Here is an 18,288-nt window from a genome sequence, read left to right as displayed (position 1 = left end):
CACTGGTCTGACCAGTTACGGGTCCGGTGCCCACCGGCGATCCGCCGACGCCCGTCACCCCGTGGCCAGGCAAAATGCGCGCATGACGGTCAGAGGAGTTCGCGTGAAGTCGTATTCCACCCGGGCGATCGCGCTGCTCGGCGCCGCTCTACTGGCCGCATCGGCCGCGGCCTGCTCCGCGGGCTCCGGTACGACGTCAGGCTCGTCTCCCGGCGGCGACCAGTCGCTGACCGTCGGCCTGGTCGCCGAGCCGGCCAGCCTGGACTTCACCACGACCGACGGCGCCGCGATCCCGCAAGTGCTGCTCGGCAACGTCTACAACGGGCTCGTCAAGCAGGACGAGACCGGCAAGATCGTGCCGGACCTGGCCAAGTCGTGGACCGTCTCGCCCGACCGCAAGACCTACACCTTCACCTTGGTCGACAATGCCAAGTTCACCAACGGAGCCGCCTTCACCGCGGCCGACGCGGTGTTCAGCATCAACCGGGTGAAGACGGCGTGGACCACCTCGCTGAAGTCGGCCATGGACGTCGTGTCCGCCGCCAAGGCCGTCTCGCCGACCGAGTTGCAGGTGACGCTGAGCGCGCCGAGCAACGGCTGGCTGTTCCGGATGACGACCCGGGTCGGCGCGATGTTCTCCCAGACCGGCATCGACAAGCTGGCCACCGACCCGGTCGGCACCGGACCGTACAAGTTCGGCAGCTGGAAGCGCGGCGACTCGATCGTGCTGCAGCGCAACGACGGGTACTGGGGCACGAAGCCGTTCTTCAACCAGGTCACGCTCAAGTACTTCAAGGATCCGACGGCGCTCAACAACGCGCTGCTGACCGGGACGATCAACGTCATCGGCACGGTGCAGGCGCCGGAGGCTCTCACTCAGTTCACCAGCAACAGCAAGTACCAGGTGATCGAGGGGACGACCAACGGCGAGGTCGTGCTGTCGTTCAACAACTCGCGGCCGGTGTTCAAGGACATCCGGGTGCGGCAGGCGATCCGGCAGGCGATCGATCACAAGGCCTTGCTGGACACGTGTTTCGCGGGTCGCGGCAAGCTGATCGGCAGTATGGTCCCGCCGACCGACCCGTGGTACGAGGACCTGACCGGCGTCGCGCCCTACGACAAGGCGAAGGCGACGGCCGCCTTGAAGGCAGCGGGTGCTGCTGGTGCGACGCTGCGGCTCCGGCTCCCGACGTTGCCCTATGCAACCTCTTGCGGTCAGGTGGTGAAGAGCCAGCTGGAGCAGGTCGGGCTGAAGGTGACGATCGACCAGCTCGAGTTCCCGGCGGCGTGGCTGACCACGGTGTTCAAGAACGCCGACTACGACATGTCGATCATCGCGCACGTCGAGCCGCGCGACCTGGGCGCCGTCTTCAACGTGAAGTACTACACCCGGTACGACGACCCGACGCTGGTCTCGCTGCTCGCCGCGGCGGACTCCGGCGACGAGGCGGCGCAGGTCGACAACATGAAGAAGGCCGCGCGCCGGATCTCCGAGCAGGCGGCCGCCGACTGGCTGTTCCTGCTGCCGAACCTCGTCGTCGCCGACAAGAACCTGACCGGCCTGCCCACCAACGCGATCACCGAGTCCTTCGATCTGTCCCGGCTCGCCCGTTCCTGATGATCCTTCGATTGGTCGAGCGCGCCGCGGTGCTGGTGATCAGCCTCGCGGTCGCCTCGGTGCTCGTCTTCGGATTCATGGCCGTACTCCCGGGCGACCCGGCCCGGGTCGCCCTCGGCGTCAACGCGTCGGACGAGGCTGTCGCCGCATTGCGTCAGCAGTTCGGGCTGGATCGGCCGCTGACCACGCAGTACTTCGATTGGCTCGGCGGACTGTTGCACGGCGACTTCGGTACGTCGTACGTGTCGAAGGTCGCGATCGGCCCACAGGTCGCCGACCGCTTTCAGGTCACGCTCTGGCTGGTCGTGGTCGGCATGGTCGTCGCGCTGGTGCTCGCCGCTCCGGCGGGAACGGTGATGGCCGCGCGCCATCGCCGGCTCTCTGGGCTGGCGCTCTCTGCGCTTTCTCAACTGGGAGTCGCGATCCCGGCGTTTCTCGCGGGGATCTTGCTGATCATGGTCTTCGCGGTGAAGCTCGGCTGGCTGCCCGCGAATGGGTGGACGCCGCCGGCTTCGGATCCGGGGATGTTTCTCAAGCAGTTGATCTTGCCGGCGCTGTCGCTTGGTCTCGTACAGGGTGCTGTGCTGACTCGGTATGTGCGGAGCGCTGTGCTCGATGTGCTGCGTGAGGACTATCTGCGGACGGCGCGGGCGAAGGGGCTGCGGCCGTTTCCTGCGTTGTGGCGGCATGGGTTGCGCAATGCGGCCGTGCCGGTGGTGACCGTGCTCGGATTGCAGTTGGCGACGTTGCTGATCGGGGCGGTTGTGGTTGAGCGGGTGTTCGTCATTCCGGGGCTCGGCAGTCTGTTGCTCGATGGGGTGTCCAATCGCGATCTGCTGCTGGTGCAGGACGTGGTGATGGTGCTTGTCGTCGCCGTGCTGGTGGTCAACTTCCTCGTCGATCTCCTGTACGTCGCGCTGGATCCCCGGTTGCGGGTGGCGCGATGAGGCGGTGGAATCCGAGTCTCGTTGTCGGCTTGGCGATCGTCGGGCTGATCGTGGTCGTCGCCTTGCTGTCCTTCGTCTGGACTCCGTACGACGCGACGCTGGTGGACCCTGCTGTGCGGCTGGCCTCGCCGTCGTGGGCGCATTGGTTCGGGACGGACAAGTTCGGGCGGGATGTGCTGAGCCAGCTGATGGTCGGGTCGCGGACGACGCTCTTCGTCGGGTTGGTGGCGGTGGGGGTCGCGGCCGTCATCGGCGTACCGGTCGGTGTTTTCGCTGCGATGAGTCCGCGGTGGGTGTCGGAAGTGGTGATGCGGGGCAACGATTTGTTGCTGGCGTTTCCGGCGTTGCTGCTGGCGATCATGTTCGGGGCTGTTTTCGGGGCGAGTACGTTGACGGCGATGGTTGCCATCGGCATCGCTACGGTGCCTTCGTTCGCTCGCGTCATCCGGAGTGGGGCGTTGCAGGTGATGCGGACGGAGTACGTGCTGGCGGCTCGGGCAGCCGGGCGGCGGCCGTTTCCGGTGGCTTTGCGGCATGTGTTGCCCAATGTGACGAGCCTGATCACTGTGCAGGCTTCGGTGTCGTTCGCGATCGCGGTACTGGCCGAGGCGGCGTTGTCGTTTCTCGGGTATGGGACGCCGCCGCCGACTCCTTCGTGGGGGCGGATGTTGCAGGAGAGCCAGGAGTTCTTGTTCAGCGCGCCGCGGCTGGCGGTGTTCCCGGGCGTGGCGATCGCTGTCGCAGTACTGGGGTTCAACCTGCTCGGGGACGGGTTGCGCGACCGGTTCGATCCGAAGTTGGAGGACCGGCGATGACCGACGTACTGCGCGACGAGGCGCGGGCTGATGTGCTCTCGGTGCAGGGGCTGACGGTGACGGTGCGGGACAAGACACTCGTTGCCGATGTGGATCTGACCGTCGGGCCGGGGGAGCGGGTCGGTTTGATCGGCGAGTCGGGATCCGGGAAATCGCTGACGGCCTTGAGCATCATCGGATTGCTGCCCGAAGACGTACACGCTGCCGGATCGGTACGGTTGGCGGGCGTCTCACACGAACTGCTGGGCGCCGACGAGCGCCAGATGTCTCGCGTGCGAGGTAGCTCGCTGGCGATGGTCTTCCAGGAGCCGATGACCGCACTCAACCCGACCATGCGCGTGGGCGATCAGGTCGCCGAGGCGATGCTCATCCACCACACCGTCGCCGGACGTCGCGCCGGCCGTGTGGCCGCCGCCGAACTCCTGGACCGTGTCGGCCTGCCCGGCACCTCTCGCTCGTACCCGCATCAACTGTCTGGTGGCCAACGGCAACGAGTAGTCGTCGCTCTTGCCCTCGCCAACGATCCCGCCCTGCTGATCTGCGACGAACCGACCACCGCCCTGGACGTGACGGTCCAGGCGATGATCCTCGACCTGATCATGAAGGGTGTTGCTGCCCGTTCCTCCGCGTTGCTGTTCATCACCCATGACCTCGCCGTAGTCGCCACCGTCTGCCAGCGAGTCCTCGTCATGTACGGCGGCCGGGTAGTCGAATCCGGCCCAGTCGCCGAGATCTTCACCAACCCGCGCCACCGCTACACCCAAGGCCTGCTCGCCGCCTCCGACCTGGAGTCCGCCGAAGGCCGCTTGCCGACGATCCCCGGCAACGTCCCCGCGGCCGGCCAGTTCCCGTCCGGCTGCGTCTTCCGCACCCGCTGTTCCTTCGCCACCGACACCTGCGCATCGTCTCCTCCTTGGGAAGGCACGGCCGACCACGGCTTCGCCTGCCATCACCCAGCTCCGTCGTTGGAGCCCGCCCATGCTTAACCCACCTCCCGCCGACCCCGGCCCCGGCGAACCCGGCGTCAGCGAGCCCGTGATCCGCGTGATCGACGTCCGCCGCGACTATCCCCGCGCCCGCACCTCGTTGCTCAAGGCGACCCCGCCCGTCCACGCCCTGCGCGGAGTCAGCCTCGAAGTACAACCCGGCGAACGGTTCGGCATAGTCGGCGAGTCCGGCTGCGGCAAGTCGACCCTTCTCCGCATCATCGCCGCCCTCGACCGCCCGACCTCCGGCCAGGTAGTTGTCGAAGGCACCGACATCACCCGCCTCCCTGAACGCCGCCTCAAGTTCCTCCGCTCGAACCTGCAGCTGGTCTTCCAGGACCCGATGAGTTCCCTCGACCCCCGCATGCGAGTGCGCGACATCATCGCCGAGCCGCTCGTAGTACAAGGCCATCCAGCCTCCGGCGCCCGGGTTCGCGAACTCCTGGAAGCAGTCGGCCTGTCTGCCGACGCAGGCGACCGCTATCCGCACCAATTCTCCGGCGGGCAGCGTCAACGCATCTCGATCGCCCGCGCCCTGGCGCCGCGCCCGCGCATCCTCATCGCCGACGAACCGGTGAGCGCTCTCGACGTCTCCGTCCGCGCCCAGGTCCTCAACCTCATCTCCGATCTCGTCGACGAACTCAACCTCACCCTCGTCTTCGTCTCCCACGACCTCTCGGTGATCAAGCACGTCTGCGACCGGGTAGCCGTCATGCACGCCGGTTCGGTGGTCGAAACCGGCCCTACCGGCCAGGTCTACGCAACCCCCACCCACCCGTACACCCGCCGCCTCGTCTCCGCGATCCCCACCCTCCCGCGAGCCCTGGCCGGCGCCACCACGTCAGACCTCCTGAAAGGAGCCGCCGAATGAACTTCCCCGAAGGTCTACCGATCGGCTCCGGCTGGATCCCCGCGCCGTCCACAGCCCCCGTCCATTTCCCGTACGACGGAAGCGTGGTGGCCCAAGCTCCCATCGGTACCGTCGACCTGGCTCGCCAAGCCCTCGAGAACGCGCTCTCTGTCCGGGCCGAAGTCGGCCGCCTGCCCTCCCACGTGAGGCGCCGCGCCCTCCAGGGAGCGCTCTCCGCCCTCGCCGCACAGCGCGACGCCTTCGTCGACCTCCTGGTACTAGAGACAGGTAAGCCACTCGTCGACTGCCGCGTCGAGGTAGAGCGCACCCTCCTCACCCTGGAGACCTCAGCCGAAGAAGTAGCCCGCCTCCACGGCGAAACCGTTCCCCTCGACCTCCTCCCCAGCGGCGACGGCCTGCAAGGCTTCTGGATCCGCAAGCCGATCGGCGTAGTCGTCGGCATCACCGGCTTCAACTACCCGCTCCTGCTCGCCTCCCACAAACTCGCCCCCGCCCTAGCCGCCGGCTGCCCGGTCATCATCAAGCCCGCTCCCCAAACCCCACTCGCCACTCTCTGGCTAGTCCACCTAGTGCGCGAAGCTCTCGTCGCCGCAGGCGCCCCACCTGCCGCGGTCCAACTAGTAACTGGTGGCCCAGAGGTCGGTGCCACCCTCACCACCGACCGCCGAATCGGCGCAGTCTCCTTCACGGGCTCAGCCACCGTCGGCCACCAAATAGCCCGGGACGCCGCCCCCACCAAGGTGTTGCTGGAGCTCGGCTCCAACTCAGCCCTGGTGGTAGCCGCCGATGCCAACCTCCCGGCAGCCGCCGACGCCGTCGTAAGAGGCGGCTACTACGCCTCCGGCCAAGCCTGCATCAGCATCCAGCGGGTAATAGTTCTCGAATCAGTCCGCAAAGACTTCGAAGCAGCGCTCAACGAGCGGATCCAGAAGGTCGTCGTCGGCGACCCGCGATCGCCCGACACCCAGATCTCCAAGCTCATCGACGAACGCGCGACCGCCCGCGTCCAGGACTGGTTGCTGCAAGCCTCGCGCGCAGGCGCCGGTGTCGCGACAGCCGGGTCGCAGGTTGACGGCGTACTGGGTCCGGTGATGCTGATCGACGTACCGGATGGGCAACCGGCCTGGGATGAGGAGATCTTCGGTCCGGTGATCGCGATCCGTTCCGTACCTGATCTCGCCACTGCCTTCGCCACCGTCAACGCGTCGCGCTACGGGCTGCACGCCAGCGTCTTCACCAGCTCTCTCGAGACCGCCTTCGCTGCGATCGATCAGCTCGACGTCGGGGGAGTGGTGGTCAACGAGGTTCCCGGCTTCCGTTCCGACGTGATGCCGTACGGCGGTGTCAAGGACTCCGGTACCGGCCGCGAAGGCCCCCGCTTCGCCATCGAGGAACTGACCACCACCCGAATGGCGATCATCCGCCCGAAACCCCTGCCCCCGAAGCCCTGATCGCGAACTCCGAGGAGGTTCCCCGATGACCGACTACGCGAACTTGTTCCGGCTGGACGGTAGGCACGCGGTCGTCGTCGGCGCCGGCAGCGGAATCGGCCGCGAATCCGCCCTGGCCCTCGCCGCCCAAGGAGCCCGCGTCACCGCCGCCGACCGCGACCTGGCCGCCGCCACGGAGACAGCGTCTCTCGGCACCGGCACCGGCACCGATGTCGGCGCGGGCACGCTTACGGCGTACCGGCTGGATGTTCTTGACGAGCAAGCAGTCGTGCGAGCTGCTCAGGAGCTCGGCGACGTCGACGTGCTGGTCTTCACTGCCGCGACGAACGTCCGCAAGCGCATCCTCGACTACACCGGCGAGGAATTCGACCGCGTGGTCGCACTCAACCTGCGCGCCTCCTTCGACCTGATCCGCGCCTTCGGCGGCCCGATGTCGACGCGTGGCCGCGGCAGCATCATCGGCTTCAGCTCCATCCGCGCGACCACAGTCGAACCAGGCCAATCGGTCTATGCAGCAACCAAAGCCGGCCTGGTCCAACTCCTCCGCACCGCAGCCGCCGAACTCGGCCCCAACGGTGTCCGCGTCAACGCCATCGCCCCCGGCGTGGTCGAAACCCCTCTCACCGCCCAGATCAAAGCCAACCCAGCCTGGTACGACGCCTACGCCCAGAAGTCAGCCCTAGCCCGCTGGGCCACCCCCGACGAGCTAGCCGGCGCCGTCGTCTACCTGGCCTCCGACGCCTCGACTTTCGTCACAGGCAGCGTCCTCCACGTAGACGGCGGCTGGACCGCAGTAGACGGCCGCTTCGACCCACCGAACTGACGTGCCGCCGCCCCGGCCCCCACCGCCAGCCCCGACCTCGACTGGAGCAAAGATGACTGAGCGCCTCGCCGATCTGACCGCCGTCGAGCTCGTTTCCCGTTACCAGGAAGGCTCTCTGTCACCCGTCGAGGTGTTGGAGGACGTACTCGCCCGAGTCGACTCCCTGGAACCCAGGCTCTGCGCCCTCTATGCGCCAGACCCGACGGCGGCCCGCGCGGCAGCCCGCGATTCGGAGTACAGGTGGCGGACCGGCGAACCAGCCGGCCCCCTGGACGGCGTACCGGTGACAGTCAAGGAAAACATCGCCACCCGCGGCACCCCAGTCCCGCAAGGAACAGCCGCCGCAGACCTGACCCCAGCAACCGATGATGCCCCAGCCGCCGCCCGCCTGCGCGCGTCGGGCGCCGTTATCTTCAGCAAGACCACCATGCCGGAGTACGGCATGCTCTCCTCCGGCGTCTCCACCTTCCACCACCTGTCCCGCAACCCCTGGGACCCCGCCCGTACGCCGGGAGGCTCCAGCGCCGGAGCAGGCGCAGCAGCGGCCGCCGGGTACGGCCCGATCCACCTAGGTACCGACATCGGAGGCTCCATCCGCCTCCCCGCCGGCTGGTGTGGAGTAGTAGGCCTCAAGCCCACCCACGGCCGAGTAGCGGTCGGCAACCCCTACCCAGGCAGAGCAATCGGCCCACTAGCCCGTACTGCTGCCGACGCCGCGCTAGCCCTCACCGTCATCTCCGGCCCCGACCGCCGCGACTACACCTCCCTCCCACCCTTGCCCGACAGCACCAGCCACGGCAACAGCGACAACCCGGCCCTGGACCCGCAAGGCCTCCGCATCGGCCTGCTGCTCGACGCTGGCCTCGGCCTGTCAGTAGACCCCGAGATCACGGCAGCCGTCTCCGCCGCAGCAACCCTGCTCGAGAAGGCCGGCGCTATCGTCGAACCGATCCCACCGATCATCACCCGCGCCATGCTCGACGGCCTCGACCACTTTTGGCGGGTGCGTTCGGCGTACGACATCAACGCTCTCCCCGAAGACCGCCGCACCAAGGTACTGCCGGAGATCCGTCGCTGGGTCTCGACCGCCACCGAACTGACCGCCTTCGACGTCTTCCACGGCTACTCCCAGATGCACGCCATGGCCGTCGCCGTCGACGCCGCCTTCGCCACGTACGACTTCATCCTCTCGCCGGTCGCGCCGATCACGGCCTTCCCAGCCGAGCTCGCCTACCCGACAGACGACCCCCTGAAGCCCTTCGAACACATCGCCTTCACCGTCCCGTACAACATGTCCACCCACCCCGCCGCCACCGTCAACTGCGGCTTCTCAAGCACCGGCCTGCCGATCGGCCTGCAAATCGCCGCCCCCCGCTTCAACGACCTGGCCGCCCTCCGCCTGGCCGCCTCCGTCGACTCCCTGGTCCCCGATCACCGCCCTTGGCCGGCCTGAGCAAGCCTCAACTGTGGTCGAGGATCACTCCCAGCCTTCAGAATCTCCATCAGCACCGGCGCGGGCAGATGCAACTCATCGGCCAGCTCATCCGACCCATACCCGGACTTCTCCAGCAACTCAAAGGTGAGCTGAAGGAGCGTCGGCGCCTCGATCGCAGTCAACTGACCTGGCTCCGGATACCCCCACTCGTTGAGCTGCTGCATGCCACGCCGATAGGCATTCGGAGTCAGTACTTCGAGGTGGTGCGCCCGATAGACGAGTGCCTTCAGCGAAACGCCCCACCGTTGCTTGAGGTGATGCAACCTCTCCCAGTCAAGCCGACGGGGGAGTTCCTCAACGATCTCGTCCGCAGGCATCAGGAACTCCGCCGCAAACGAGTCGGCCTCCTTCTCCACAATCCGCGACCCCGGCGCCGCATCGAAATGCATCACCAGATGAGCCAACTCATGCGCCGAATCGAACCGCGCCCGCGCCGCATCCCCCTTGGCCGGGTTCAGCAACACCACCGGCCGAGTAGGCAGATGAGCCGAGAACGCATCAACCGACTGCGAAATCTCCGGCAACCGCAACACCAGAACCCCGGCCGCCTCAAGCATCCTCACCACATGCGGAACCGGCCCAGCCGCGAGGTTGAAATGCGCCCGCGCCTCAGCCGCCAGCTTGGCGATGTCCGCAAGATCCGGAGCCTCCGGCGCCCGCAGATCAGGCAAGAGCAGATGCGGCAACTCGACATGTTGCTCAAGCGCAGTCAGTACGTCCGCAGCCAACTCAGCAAACGCCAACGCCTGATCCCGCTGCAACTGACTCGTAGTCCGCAAACTCCTGAAGTGCGGACTCGAAGCCGACCCTGGCTGCAACGACCTCCCCAGCGTAAAAAACTCACCCGGCACACCCAGCGCCAACGCCATAGCAGCCACCAACGGCAAGGTCGGCCGAGTCTGCCCCCGCTCGAACTGACTAACCGCCGCCGGCGTCACCCGAATCAAATCCGCCAACTCACCCCGCCGCACCCCCCGAAGCCGCCGCGCCAACGCCAACCGCAACGGATCAAACCGCACCGCGACTCCCGCCGCCCGGCGCTCCCGAGCCCCGACATCAAGCCGCACAAGATCTCCGGCGGCCCCCTTTGTGCCCGAGCCGACGTCAACCACCACCCCCGCGGACTCCTCAACACCCGCATCGAGGCGTGCGGCAGCGTTTGCGGACCGGCTGTTCTGCGGGTCCGTGTCTTGCTCACGCGCCATCGTTGGCGGCCGCCTGCTGGTCAGTACCGCGGAGACGGACAGCAATCGGAGGTACCGGCCGTTGATCGAACCGATCCGCGTCGTACCCTGTCACCGGCACGATCGGCAGCTGGTCACCAGGCAGATCCCGGTACACGAGCTTCACCGCGAACCAAGGCCCCGCGCCATCCTTCGTGTCCCGCGGAAACCCCACATGCACAGCAACATCGCCCGTCTCGGCATCACCAGCCCACGCCAGATGCAAATACCGCGGCGACCCAGCAGCCGAGTTCGCCGCCAACTCCTCCTCCGGCAGCTCGAAGCCCTCGAACAGCTCCAGCTGTTGACTGTTGGCCGCCGGCCCCTCATGCCTGGTCGCGGACGAGTCCCAATCGATCGAGTACGGATCCGCCCGCACAGACTTCCCCGGCAACTTCGACGCCCGCAGAATCCGCCCCAGATGCACAACCCGCAACGAGTTCCCCTGAAGATCCGCCCGCACATCAACCCGTTGCGCGAACTCCTGCACGGTCCGATTCGCGAAGTTCCGCGCCGACCCCATCCCAAGCGTGACCGCGTCATCGCCCAGCGCCGGTTCGTGCCGATCGAGATTGGTCCGCCACACGTCACGGAGCAAGCCGATCAACTCCGGCAGGACACCACTGGCCTTCCAGTCCGATGTCACCTCGTCGAGCAGGTCTTCATGCATGCGACAAGTTATAGCGGAACCCCCGGACAATTGCCGGGAAATCAAGTGGGTGTCGCGGTCAGTACTCCCCGTAGACTTGGACCTTGGTCCCGATCGGGGTCTCCTCGAAGATGTGGTGGATCTGCGGCCGCATCACCCGGACGCAGCGGTGGCTCGCCGGGTACGTCTTGATCAGCGTGTTGACCCGGCTCCCGTGCAGCGCGATCCCCGGCCGGTCCTTGAGGAAGTACAGCGAGTCGTACATGAACGCGTCGTCGTACAGGCTGCTCTCGTGGGCGCCCGCCCACTTGCGCCACACCTTGCCGGTCCGGTTCGGCGTCTCGTACCCCGGTCCGCCGGTCGACACCCAGACGATCCGGCGGATCTCCTTGCCGACGATCTGGTACAGCACCAGGCACGTCTTGTTGACGTAGATCCCGGGCTCCTTGGTCGCCGCCGGCCGCTTCGTTGCCGTCAGCACCGACCGGACGTCCGCTCCCGTCAGCCCGCCACGGCTGACCGGCATGCCGTTGGTCTCGCGCCAGGCGCACAACGCCTGCTTGGCCCGCTTCGTGATGTCGCCGTCGACATCGCCGACGGGGTATCCGAGCGCGTCGAGCTTGGCCTCAACCTGTTTCGCGTACGCCGAAATGGGGCGCGGCTTCGGCTTCACCGTCGGCTTCGTCGTGGGTTTGACGGTCGGTGGGGTGCTTGGCGTGGTCGGCGTACCGGGCGTGTTCGATGCTCCGGGCGTGCTCGAAGTACCAGGTGTGCTTGAGGTGCTGGGCGTACTCGAGGCGCTCGTACTGCTCGACGGGCTCGGGGACGTGGCGGTAGCGCTCGGCGTACCGGAGGAACCCGAATCAGCCGCCACATCCGCGCATCCGGTCACCGTAACGGCGAGCAGGACGACACCAGCAACGAGACCACGCCGTCGAGACACGATTCCCCTTTCCGTCGGCTTTCCCAGAGTCGCAGAGCGACAGCGCCATCAGCCGAAGACCCGCCGCACGCCACCACCGCCCGCCGAGGCTAGTACCACCGCAGGCTCCTCGACCCCCATCTGTTCCAACCCGTCACCGAACCGTTGCGCTCGGCAGCCGGCGCACCTGCGGTCAACAGGACACCCATCGAACCGCGAAGGACCTGCTCCGACCGGCAAAACTTGCCCTTCGACAGGTCCGCCCGCGCGCTGGTCTCGATCGACGAGTTGGTCGAGCGCCTCTGGGAGGACGTGCAGTATCCAGCCAACCCCAGTGGCATGATTCATACCTGCGTACGCTGGCTCGTCGGCTCCCAGGTATTCCGCCCGCGATCGCGGCTATCTCCTCAACGAGGAACCGACGGACCTGGCGTGCTTCCGCCTACTGAACCGTCGAGGCCGCCGCGACGATCGCCCCCGCGACCCGCGCTGGCCTTGAATTCCGCCGGGTCCGCCGCGGAGACGACACCGCCAAAGCGCGGTCTTCCCAAGTCCTCACCTCAGCCTCAGCGGCTGCGCTACCCACAGTCGTAGCCGAAGCCCGCTACGGCCTAGCCGAAACACCTACCGCCTAGGCAACTCGTTCGACGCAGTTCCCGGGAGCCTTAGCCACCCCAACCAAGGCAGCCCCCACACCACCGCCGCCCAGCAACTCCTGATCAAACGGCCTGCGTCCCGCCCAACCTGCCCTAACCTCTCAGCAGACTGCTCAGCCGTCGCTCAGAGACCGACGGCTGGTTAGAACTCCGGCTTCTCAGAGCCCAAGATCCCGCAAGAACTCCGGCTTGTAGGCCTGCATCACCACATACCGAGGATCAGGCGTCTCAACACCCTCATAACTCGGCTCAGGCGCATCCGCGTCATCGGCCGGCGTACTCGGGTCCACCCACTCCTGCTTCGCGTGACTCCAGCGGGTCAACGTGTAGTCCGCACTCAACCGATCGTCGGCAACAAGCTCCCGCACAGTCTTCTCAGCCTCACGAGCATCCGCCTCGGTGTTCGCATAAATCAGCAACCGAGACCCATCCCGGGTAACAGTCACCTGCCCACCCAGCCGCTTCTCCGCCGCATGATCAAGATCCACCGCCCGCAACCGCTCCAAGAGCGACAACCCATGCTCAGCGTCATCCAACTCAACCTCAACGCGGTACTCATCAGCCATACCCCCACCCTACCGACCAGATCGGCCGCCCTCGCGCACCAACCCAACTACCGTCCTCAACAGGAGATTCCTAGCAACTCGCCCACGCCCACGCCGCAGGCCCACGCCCGGGCCTACGCCCACACCTACGCCGCGCATGGCCAACATGCGCCAAGCCGTCCGTGCTCACACGGCCCTAGCCCCCACCCACCTCTCCGAGTGTGGCCTCCTTCGTCGCCCACTTGGTGACGGCATCTGGTTGCCGTGCGCGCCTATTCGGCCGACCGACTGCTAAGCCGGACAACCCTCTTGGCTTCGTCTTGCGTGCAAACCCTGCGTTCGCGCCACGCTCCCGCCCGCTCGTTCACAACGCCAGCTCCTGGCGCCCCGCAACCTCAGCTCCCGCCAACTCGCAACGCCAGCTCCCGCCACCCGCAAGGCCAGCTCCTGCTACCCCCAACGCCAGCTCCCGCCAACCCCCAATGCGGGCTCATCGGTTGCCCGCTGGTCACAGCCGCCACGCAAGGCTCGTCTACCGCAACGAAGTCCTGCGACATCGCTCCGACCGCTCGGCACACCGTCGTCTGGGCTCATAAACCAGCGGTGGCATATGGCCCGCCGCAACACACCTTGTACTTCTTCCCCGACCCACACCAGCAGACCTGATTGCGCCCCGGTGGCCACTCGATCACCGTGCCCTCGTCGATCTGGTTCACGAGCGCCAGTACCTCTGCCATCGATCTGGCGTCGCGAACTCCCGGGTCCGGCTCGTCGTCGACCGTGCTGATCGAACGCGGCACAGTAAGCACCCGGCCGCTCGGATGCGCACGAAGTACCCGCTCAACGTCCTGGTAGTACTCGTCGGCACTGTCCGCCGGGATGCTATGCGGCCAGAGACAGTCCGCGTGCCCGAGCTGGTCGCGCGCCCAGAAATGGAGGCGGCCGCTAATCACCCGTGGATTGCCCAGAAGGTACGGCAGGTCGATCGATTTGTCCTCCAGCTCCACCGGACCGGCCTCAGCCACCAGATCCTGGTCATCAAGGCGGATCTCCAACGCCCACTTCACCCGGCGCAGGCTGGCCGTGAGCTGGCGAGCCCAAAGCGGCGCGCCTGCGCTCCGTTGCTCAGCTGTGAGAGCACTGACCGCAGTGGAGAAGAAGAACAATGCGGCTTGCAGCTCACCCCGCTCTTCCAGCAGCTCCCCGGCGAGAGACCAAGGGGCTCCGAGCACCCTCCGCCCTCCGGTGAGTCCAACCAGTTCGGCTTGAGCCTTTTCGTCCTCATCTCGCCGGAACAAGTAGTCGGCGTACTCAAGACGACCCCAGTCGGCGAAATTGCCCCCTTCGGCGATCATCTCCTTCCAGATCGCGATCGCCTTGTCCGGAGTTCCGCCCAGCAGATGCCCCTGCGCGGAGTCCAGAAGATTCGTGAGTCGGTCGGCCTCCGAAGTACGGAGCTGGTCTGCTGTCAAGTCGTTCATGCCAGGGAAGATATGGACGTTTGCCCGCTGCCCCGGAACGATCTGAAACCTGTGGACAACCCACTCTCATCGCGCACAGTGACATCTGCCGCCGAAGAATCCACCGGAACCAATCACCTATACTTCTGAGTCATGGAGCTGAGGCATCTCGAGCACTTCGTCGCCGTCGCCGAGCAGAAGCACTTCACGCGGGCCGCGGAGGCGATGTCGATCTCGCAGTCCGGCCTGTCCGCCTCGATCCGCGCCCTCGAACGGGAACTCCACGCCTCCCTCTTCGTCCGCAACACCCGCAGCGTCGAACTCACCGAGGCCGGCCGGGCCCTCCTCTGCGAAGGCCGCCGCACCCTGGCAGCCGCCGAGGCAGCAAAGGACGCGGTAGCCGCAGTACAGGGTCTACTCCGCGGCCACCTAACTGTCGGACTAGAGCAATGCCTGGGCGTAGTAGACGTCCCCGCCCTCCTGGCCAAGTTCCGCTCCGCCTACCCAGCAGTCGAAATCGAAGTCCGCCAAGGCGGCTCCACCCCCATGCTCGAAGAACTAGCCTCAGGCCGCCTGGACGTAGCCTTCGTAGCCACCGCCGGACACCCCATCGACGGCCTGGACCTCCGCCCCCTCTCCACCGAAGACATGGTCATGGTCTGCTCAGCCGAACACCGCCTAGCCTCCGCCCCCACGGTCAGCCTCCAAGACCTAGCCGGCGAATCCTTCGTAGACTTCGACCCCAGCTGGGGCGCCCGAGCCATCGCCGACCACGCCTTCTCCGCAGCCGGCGTAAGCCACCCCGTAACCATCGAAGTAAACGACGTCCACACCCTGCTAGCCCTAGTCAGCCACAACCTAGGCGTAGCCCTGGTCCCAGAACGCATAGCCGCCAAACGAGGCGACCACATCACCGTCCCCCTAACCCCCAACTCAGCCGACTCCTGGCAAGTCTCAGTAGCCATCCCCACCGGCTCAGCAGCCTCCCTAGCCGCAGACGCCCTAATCGGCATGCTCCCCACCAGCAACATCTGAGTGTTCGTTCCCTAGGCCAGCGGCCCGTATTGGCTGACGGGTTCGCCGCGCTCATCCAGCAGCCAGGCTTCGATTCCAGCACCCGCGAGGATCCGATCGATCTCCGTCAGAATGGAGCGGTAGCGGGGGTAGTCGGGCAATGCGATGACGACGCGTGCACCATCATCAGCGCCTCTCATCCGCATCGCCTTGAGCAATGCATTTGCGAGCCAATGCGAGGCCTGCAGCGTCGGGGGCGTCGGCTTGGGCTGCCCGGCCTTGGGGCCACGGGCGTACGTCGTACCGGGATACCCCTTCACCTCGACCTGCAGGCGTACGCCGTCGCGATCCGCGATGACGTCCGTACCCCGCTCCATGGTCTCGGTGTCGGCGACTCGCGTGATGCGCCAGCCCTCCCGGGCGAGCCAGCCGACCAATGCGCCTTGGACCGCAGCCTCGTCGGGCCACGTACGACCGGTTGAGACGACAACCTCCCGTACCACCGGAGCAGGTGGATTCGTCGGGCTCTGCGCATTTCCTTCAGGTTGAACAAGTCGGTTGACGATCGTGCCGCTGGCCGAGTCCCTCACAATCACGCCCCCGGCTGCCAGTTGGCGGCAACGACTGTTGATCTGCTGGTGCAGCTTGCCGAGTGCTTCCGCGAGCTGCGCATCGGTCATGCCATCAGGATGCCCGCCAAGAACCTGAAGAACCTCGTCGCGAATCCTCATCGAGACATCACCCCGGATCGCTCACACGCCGCATTGTCTAGGCGATCGACCATACGCCCAGAACCACATCTCCCGTACGACGCTTGGCGCCGTACGGGAGATGAATGACTCTGGCTGCGTGCTGGTCTATGAAGCGGCTGTCTACCAGGCGTAGTCCTCGGGGGCGGTCTTGTAGCCCGGGAAGATTTCGTCGAGTTGGGCTAGGGCCTTGTCGTCGAGTTTGAGGTCTACGGCGCGGATGGCCGACTCGAGCTGGTCCATCGTGCGCGGGCCGACGATCGGGCCGGTTACAGCGGGCTGGTGGAGGAGCCAGGCCAAGGCGATGTCGCCTGGGGCATGGCCGAGTTCGTCCGCGAACGCCTCGTACTGTTCGATCTGCGGCCGCATCTTCTCCACGGCCTCCTTCGCGCGCCCTTCAAGTCGGCGTACGCCGTCGACGTCCTTCTTCAGTACGCCGCCCAGCAACCCACCCTGCAACGGCGACCACGGAATCACGCCCAGCCCGAACTCCTGCGCCGCCGGCAGCACCTCGCGCTCCACATCCCGCACGATCAGGTTGTAGATCGACTGCTCGCTGACCAGCCCGGTGTAGTTGCGCTTAGCAGCCTCAGCCTGTGCCTGAGCGATATGCCATCCGGCGAAGTTGCTGCTACCGGCGTACAGGATCTTCCCCTGCTGCACCGCCACCTCCATCGCCTGCCAAATCTCCTCCCACGGAGTGGCCCGGTCGACGTGGTGGAACTGGTACAGATCGATGTAGTCCGTCTGCAACCGCTTCAGCGAAGCATCCAGCGCCCGCCGAATGTTCAGCGCAGACAGCTTCCCCTCGTTAGGCCACCCATCGCCCATGTCCCCATAGACCTTCGTGGCCAGCACCGTCTTGTGCCTGTTGGCGGGATCCTTAGCGAACCATTCACCAACAATCTCCTCCGTCCGCCCCGGGTAGATCGCCCGCCCATACCCGTTGGCAGTGTCGAAGAAGTTGATCCCGGCCTCATGAGCCGCACTCATGATCGCGTGCGAGTCCTCCACGCTCGTATGGGGCCCAAAGTTCATCGTCCCCAACACGATCCGACTGACCGACAACCCCGTACGCCCAAGCTGAGTGAATTCCATCTCCCCAACCTCCCTCGCCCAGCCCCAGATTTCCAACAGAAGAATCCACTCAGTTCGATCACTCGATCTTCTGAGTCCCCGGTACGCCGTACCGCTGACGCCGGCCAACCTGGCGCCGACCGGACGCTTGCGACAGACTGCTGCGATGGCTGCTGAGTATGTCGAGACCGACCAGTTCCGTGGCGCCCGCATCCACCTGAGCGACCTGGCGGGCCTCGAAATCCGCGACTGCGAGGTCACCAACCTGAAGATCGTCGACTGCTACGGCGCCGACATCTCCCTAGGCGGCGACTTCAAGCGCCTACTCGTCAACGACGTCGACGTCACCGCCTACGTCGAATCCGAACTCGACCGCCTACACCCAACCCGCGCTCTAGCCCGCGAGGCCCAAACCCCCGACGACTACAGAACCGCCTGGGACGCCATCGAGACCATGTGGGAGGCAACCCTCACCCGAGCCAAACTCCTACCGGAGGAAAAGCTCCACGAGCAGGTAGCCGGCGAATGGTCCTTCGTAGAAACCCACCGCCACCTACTCTTCGCTGCAGACGCCTGGCTAGGCAACTGCGTACTAGAGGAAGCCTCCCCGTACCACCCCCTTGGCTTCCCCGCCGGCGGAATGCCCGCCGACGAATCGGCCAAGCTCGGCCTAACCCTCGACGCCACCCCAACCCTCGACGAGGTACTAGCCCCACGCCGAGCCCGCATGGCCAAGATGCGCCAGGCCGTCGACGCCCTCACCGACTCAGAGCTCGACCGAGTCTGCACCCGCAAGCCGGCCGACCCGTACCCCGACACCGAGTACGTCGTACGCCGCTGCCTGAAGGTGGTACTGAAAGAAGAAGCCGAACACCACCGCTACGCAGTACGCGACCTCGCCGTACTCGAGGCCTAGTACCGCAACCGCTGGACCCGCCAGCTCGTCCGCACTGCGCGGCGATCAGAGCACGCTGCTCCCGCTAGCAC

The 18,288-nt window shown here is 66.3% G+C and carries 17 protein-coding genes and 1 pseudogene; 10 read left to right on the top strand and 8 right to left on the bottom strand.

What is annotated here, in order from left to right; all coding sequences use genetic code 11:
* Window positions 1–103: 103 nt before the first annotated feature.
* Genes ABD116_RS08090 through ABD116_RS08055 form a run of 8 tightly spaced genes read left to right on the top strand, consistent with a single transcriptional unit; the run spans window position 104 to window position 8,964 of the window.
* Complete coding sequence (locus ABD116_RS08090) at window positions 104–1,618, top strand: ABC transporter substrate-binding protein (protein WP_343966499.1); 1,515 nt, start codon at window positions 104–106, stop codon at window positions 1,616–1,618.
* A complete protein-coding gene (locus ABD116_RS08085) occupies window positions 1,618–2,565 on the top strand; it encodes an ABC transporter permease (protein WP_343966497.1) in 948 nt (315 codons plus the stop codon). The genes ABD116_RS08090 and ABD116_RS08085 overlap by 1 nt, the downstream gene beginning before the upstream one ends.
* On the top strand, window positions 2,562–3,380 hold the full coding sequence (locus tag ABD116_RS08080) for an ABC transporter permease (protein ID WP_343966495.1): 819 nt from the start codon (window positions 2,562–2,564) through the stop codon (window positions 3,378–3,380). Before ABD116_RS08085 ends, ABD116_RS08080 begins: the two co-directional genes overlap by 4 nt.
* Window positions 3,377–4,366 (top strand): ABC transporter ATP-binding protein, encoded by a 990-nt coding sequence (locus ABD116_RS08075; protein WP_343966493.1) that lies wholly within the window; start codon window positions 3,377–3,379, stop codon window positions 4,364–4,366. The genes ABD116_RS08080 and ABD116_RS08075 overlap by 4 nt, the downstream gene beginning before the upstream one ends.
* Window positions 4,359–5,237 (top strand): ATP-binding cassette domain-containing protein, encoded by an 879-nt coding sequence (locus ABD116_RS08070; RefSeq protein WP_343966491.1) that lies wholly within the window; start codon window positions 4,359–4,361, stop codon window positions 5,235–5,237. The genes ABD116_RS08075 and ABD116_RS08070 overlap by 8 nt, the downstream gene beginning before the upstream one ends.
* A complete protein-coding gene (locus tag ABD116_RS08065) occupies window positions 5,234–6,688 on the top strand; it encodes an aldehyde dehydrogenase family protein (protein ID WP_343966488.1) in 1,455 nt (484 codons plus the stop codon). The genes ABD116_RS08070 and ABD116_RS08065 overlap by 4 nt, the downstream gene beginning before the upstream one ends.
* Window positions 6,689–6,713: 25 nt before the next feature.
* Complete coding sequence (locus ABD116_RS08060; RefSeq protein ID WP_343966485.1) at window positions 6,714–7,511, top strand: SDR family NAD(P)-dependent oxidoreductase; 798 nt, start codon at window positions 6,714–6,716, stop codon at window positions 7,509–7,511.
* 52 nt (window positions 7,512–7,563) lie between these two features.
* A complete protein-coding gene (locus ABD116_RS08055; protein ID WP_343966483.1) occupies window positions 7,564–8,964 on the top strand; it encodes an amidase in 1,401 nt (466 codons plus the stop codon).
* On the opposite strand, the gene ABD116_RS08050 is transcribed toward ABD116_RS08055, so the two are convergent.
* The 6 genes and pseudogenes from ABD116_RS08050 to ABD116_RS08025 form a co-directional block, all read right to left on the bottom strand.
* Window positions 8,943–9,785: an ImmA/IrrE family metallo-endopeptidase gene (locus ABD116_RS08050; protein WP_343966610.1), complete on the bottom strand. Its 843-nt coding sequence runs from the start codon at window positions 9,783–9,785 to the stop codon at window positions 8,943–8,945. The genes ABD116_RS08055 and ABD116_RS08050 overlap by 22 nt on opposite strands.
* 69 nt (window positions 9,786–9,854) lie before the next feature.
* A pseudogene (locus tag ABD116_RS08045) lies at window positions 9,855–10,211 on the bottom strand (helix-turn-helix domain-containing protein); the annotation flags it as partial.
* Complete coding sequence (locus tag ABD116_RS08040; protein ID WP_343966480.1) at window positions 10,201–10,899, bottom strand: hypothetical protein; 699 nt, start codon at window positions 10,897–10,899, stop codon at window positions 10,201–10,203. The pseudogene ABD116_RS08045 and the gene ABD116_RS08040, both read right to left, overlap by 11 nt.
* Window positions 10,900–10,957: 58 nt before the next feature.
* Window positions 10,958–11,821 carry a L,D-transpeptidase family protein gene (locus ABD116_RS08035; RefSeq protein ID WP_343966478.1) on the bottom strand — a complete coding sequence of 288 codons (864 nt, stop codon included), beginning with the start codon at window positions 11,819–11,821 and terminating at the stop codon, window positions 10,958–10,960.
* 793 nt (window positions 11,822–12,614) lie between these two features.
* Window positions 12,615–13,022, bottom strand: coding sequence for a hypothetical protein (locus ABD116_RS08030; RefSeq protein WP_343966475.1), 408 nt, complete (start codon window positions 13,020–13,022; stop codon window positions 12,615–12,617).
* A 569-nt stretch (window positions 13,023–13,591) separates the two neighbouring features.
* Window positions 13,592–14,356: an SEC-C domain-containing protein gene (locus tag ABD116_RS08025; RefSeq protein WP_343966473.1), complete on the bottom strand. Its 765-nt coding sequence runs from the start codon at window positions 14,354–14,356 to the stop codon at window positions 13,592–13,594.
* Between the two features lie 258 nt (window positions 14,357–14,614).
* Between ABD116_RS08025 and ABD116_RS08020 the strand changes: the two genes are divergently transcribed.
* Entirely contained in the window at window positions 14,615–15,496 is an 882-nt protein-coding gene (locus ABD116_RS08020; protein ID WP_343966472.1) for a LysR family transcriptional regulator, read from the top strand.
* Between the two features lie 11 nt (window positions 15,497–15,507).
* On the opposite strand, the gene ABD116_RS08015 is transcribed toward ABD116_RS08020, so the two are convergent.
* Both ABD116_RS08015 and ABD116_RS08010 read right to left on the bottom strand, forming a co-directional pair.
* Window positions 15,508–16,155 carry a hypothetical protein gene (locus ABD116_RS08015; RefSeq protein WP_343966471.1) on the bottom strand — a complete coding sequence of 216 codons (648 nt, stop codon included), beginning with the start codon at window positions 16,153–16,155 and terminating at the stop codon, window positions 15,508–15,510.
* Window positions 16,156–16,347: 192 nt separating this feature from the next.
* Window positions 16,348–17,322 carry an aldo/keto reductase gene (locus ABD116_RS08010; protein ID WP_343966468.1) on the bottom strand — a complete coding sequence of 325 codons (975 nt, stop codon included), beginning with the start codon at window positions 17,320–17,322 and terminating at the stop codon, window positions 16,348–16,350.
* Between the two features lie 145 nt (window positions 17,323–17,467).
* On the opposite strand from ABD116_RS08010, the gene ABD116_RS08005 reads away from it, so the two are divergent.
* Window positions 17,468–18,217: a DinB family protein gene (locus tag ABD116_RS08005; protein ID WP_343966466.1), complete on the top strand. Its 750-nt coding sequence runs from the start codon at window positions 17,468–17,470 to the stop codon at window positions 18,215–18,217.
* Window positions 18,218–18,288: the final 71 nt, after the last annotated feature.

The sequence above is a fragment of the Kribbella koreensis genome, assembly GCF_039525325.1.
Lineage (GTDB): Bacteria > Actinomycetota > Actinomycetes > Propionibacteriales > Kribbellaceae > Kribbella > Kribbella koreensis.
This window is presented reverse-complemented; position numbering and strand designations above follow the sequence as displayed.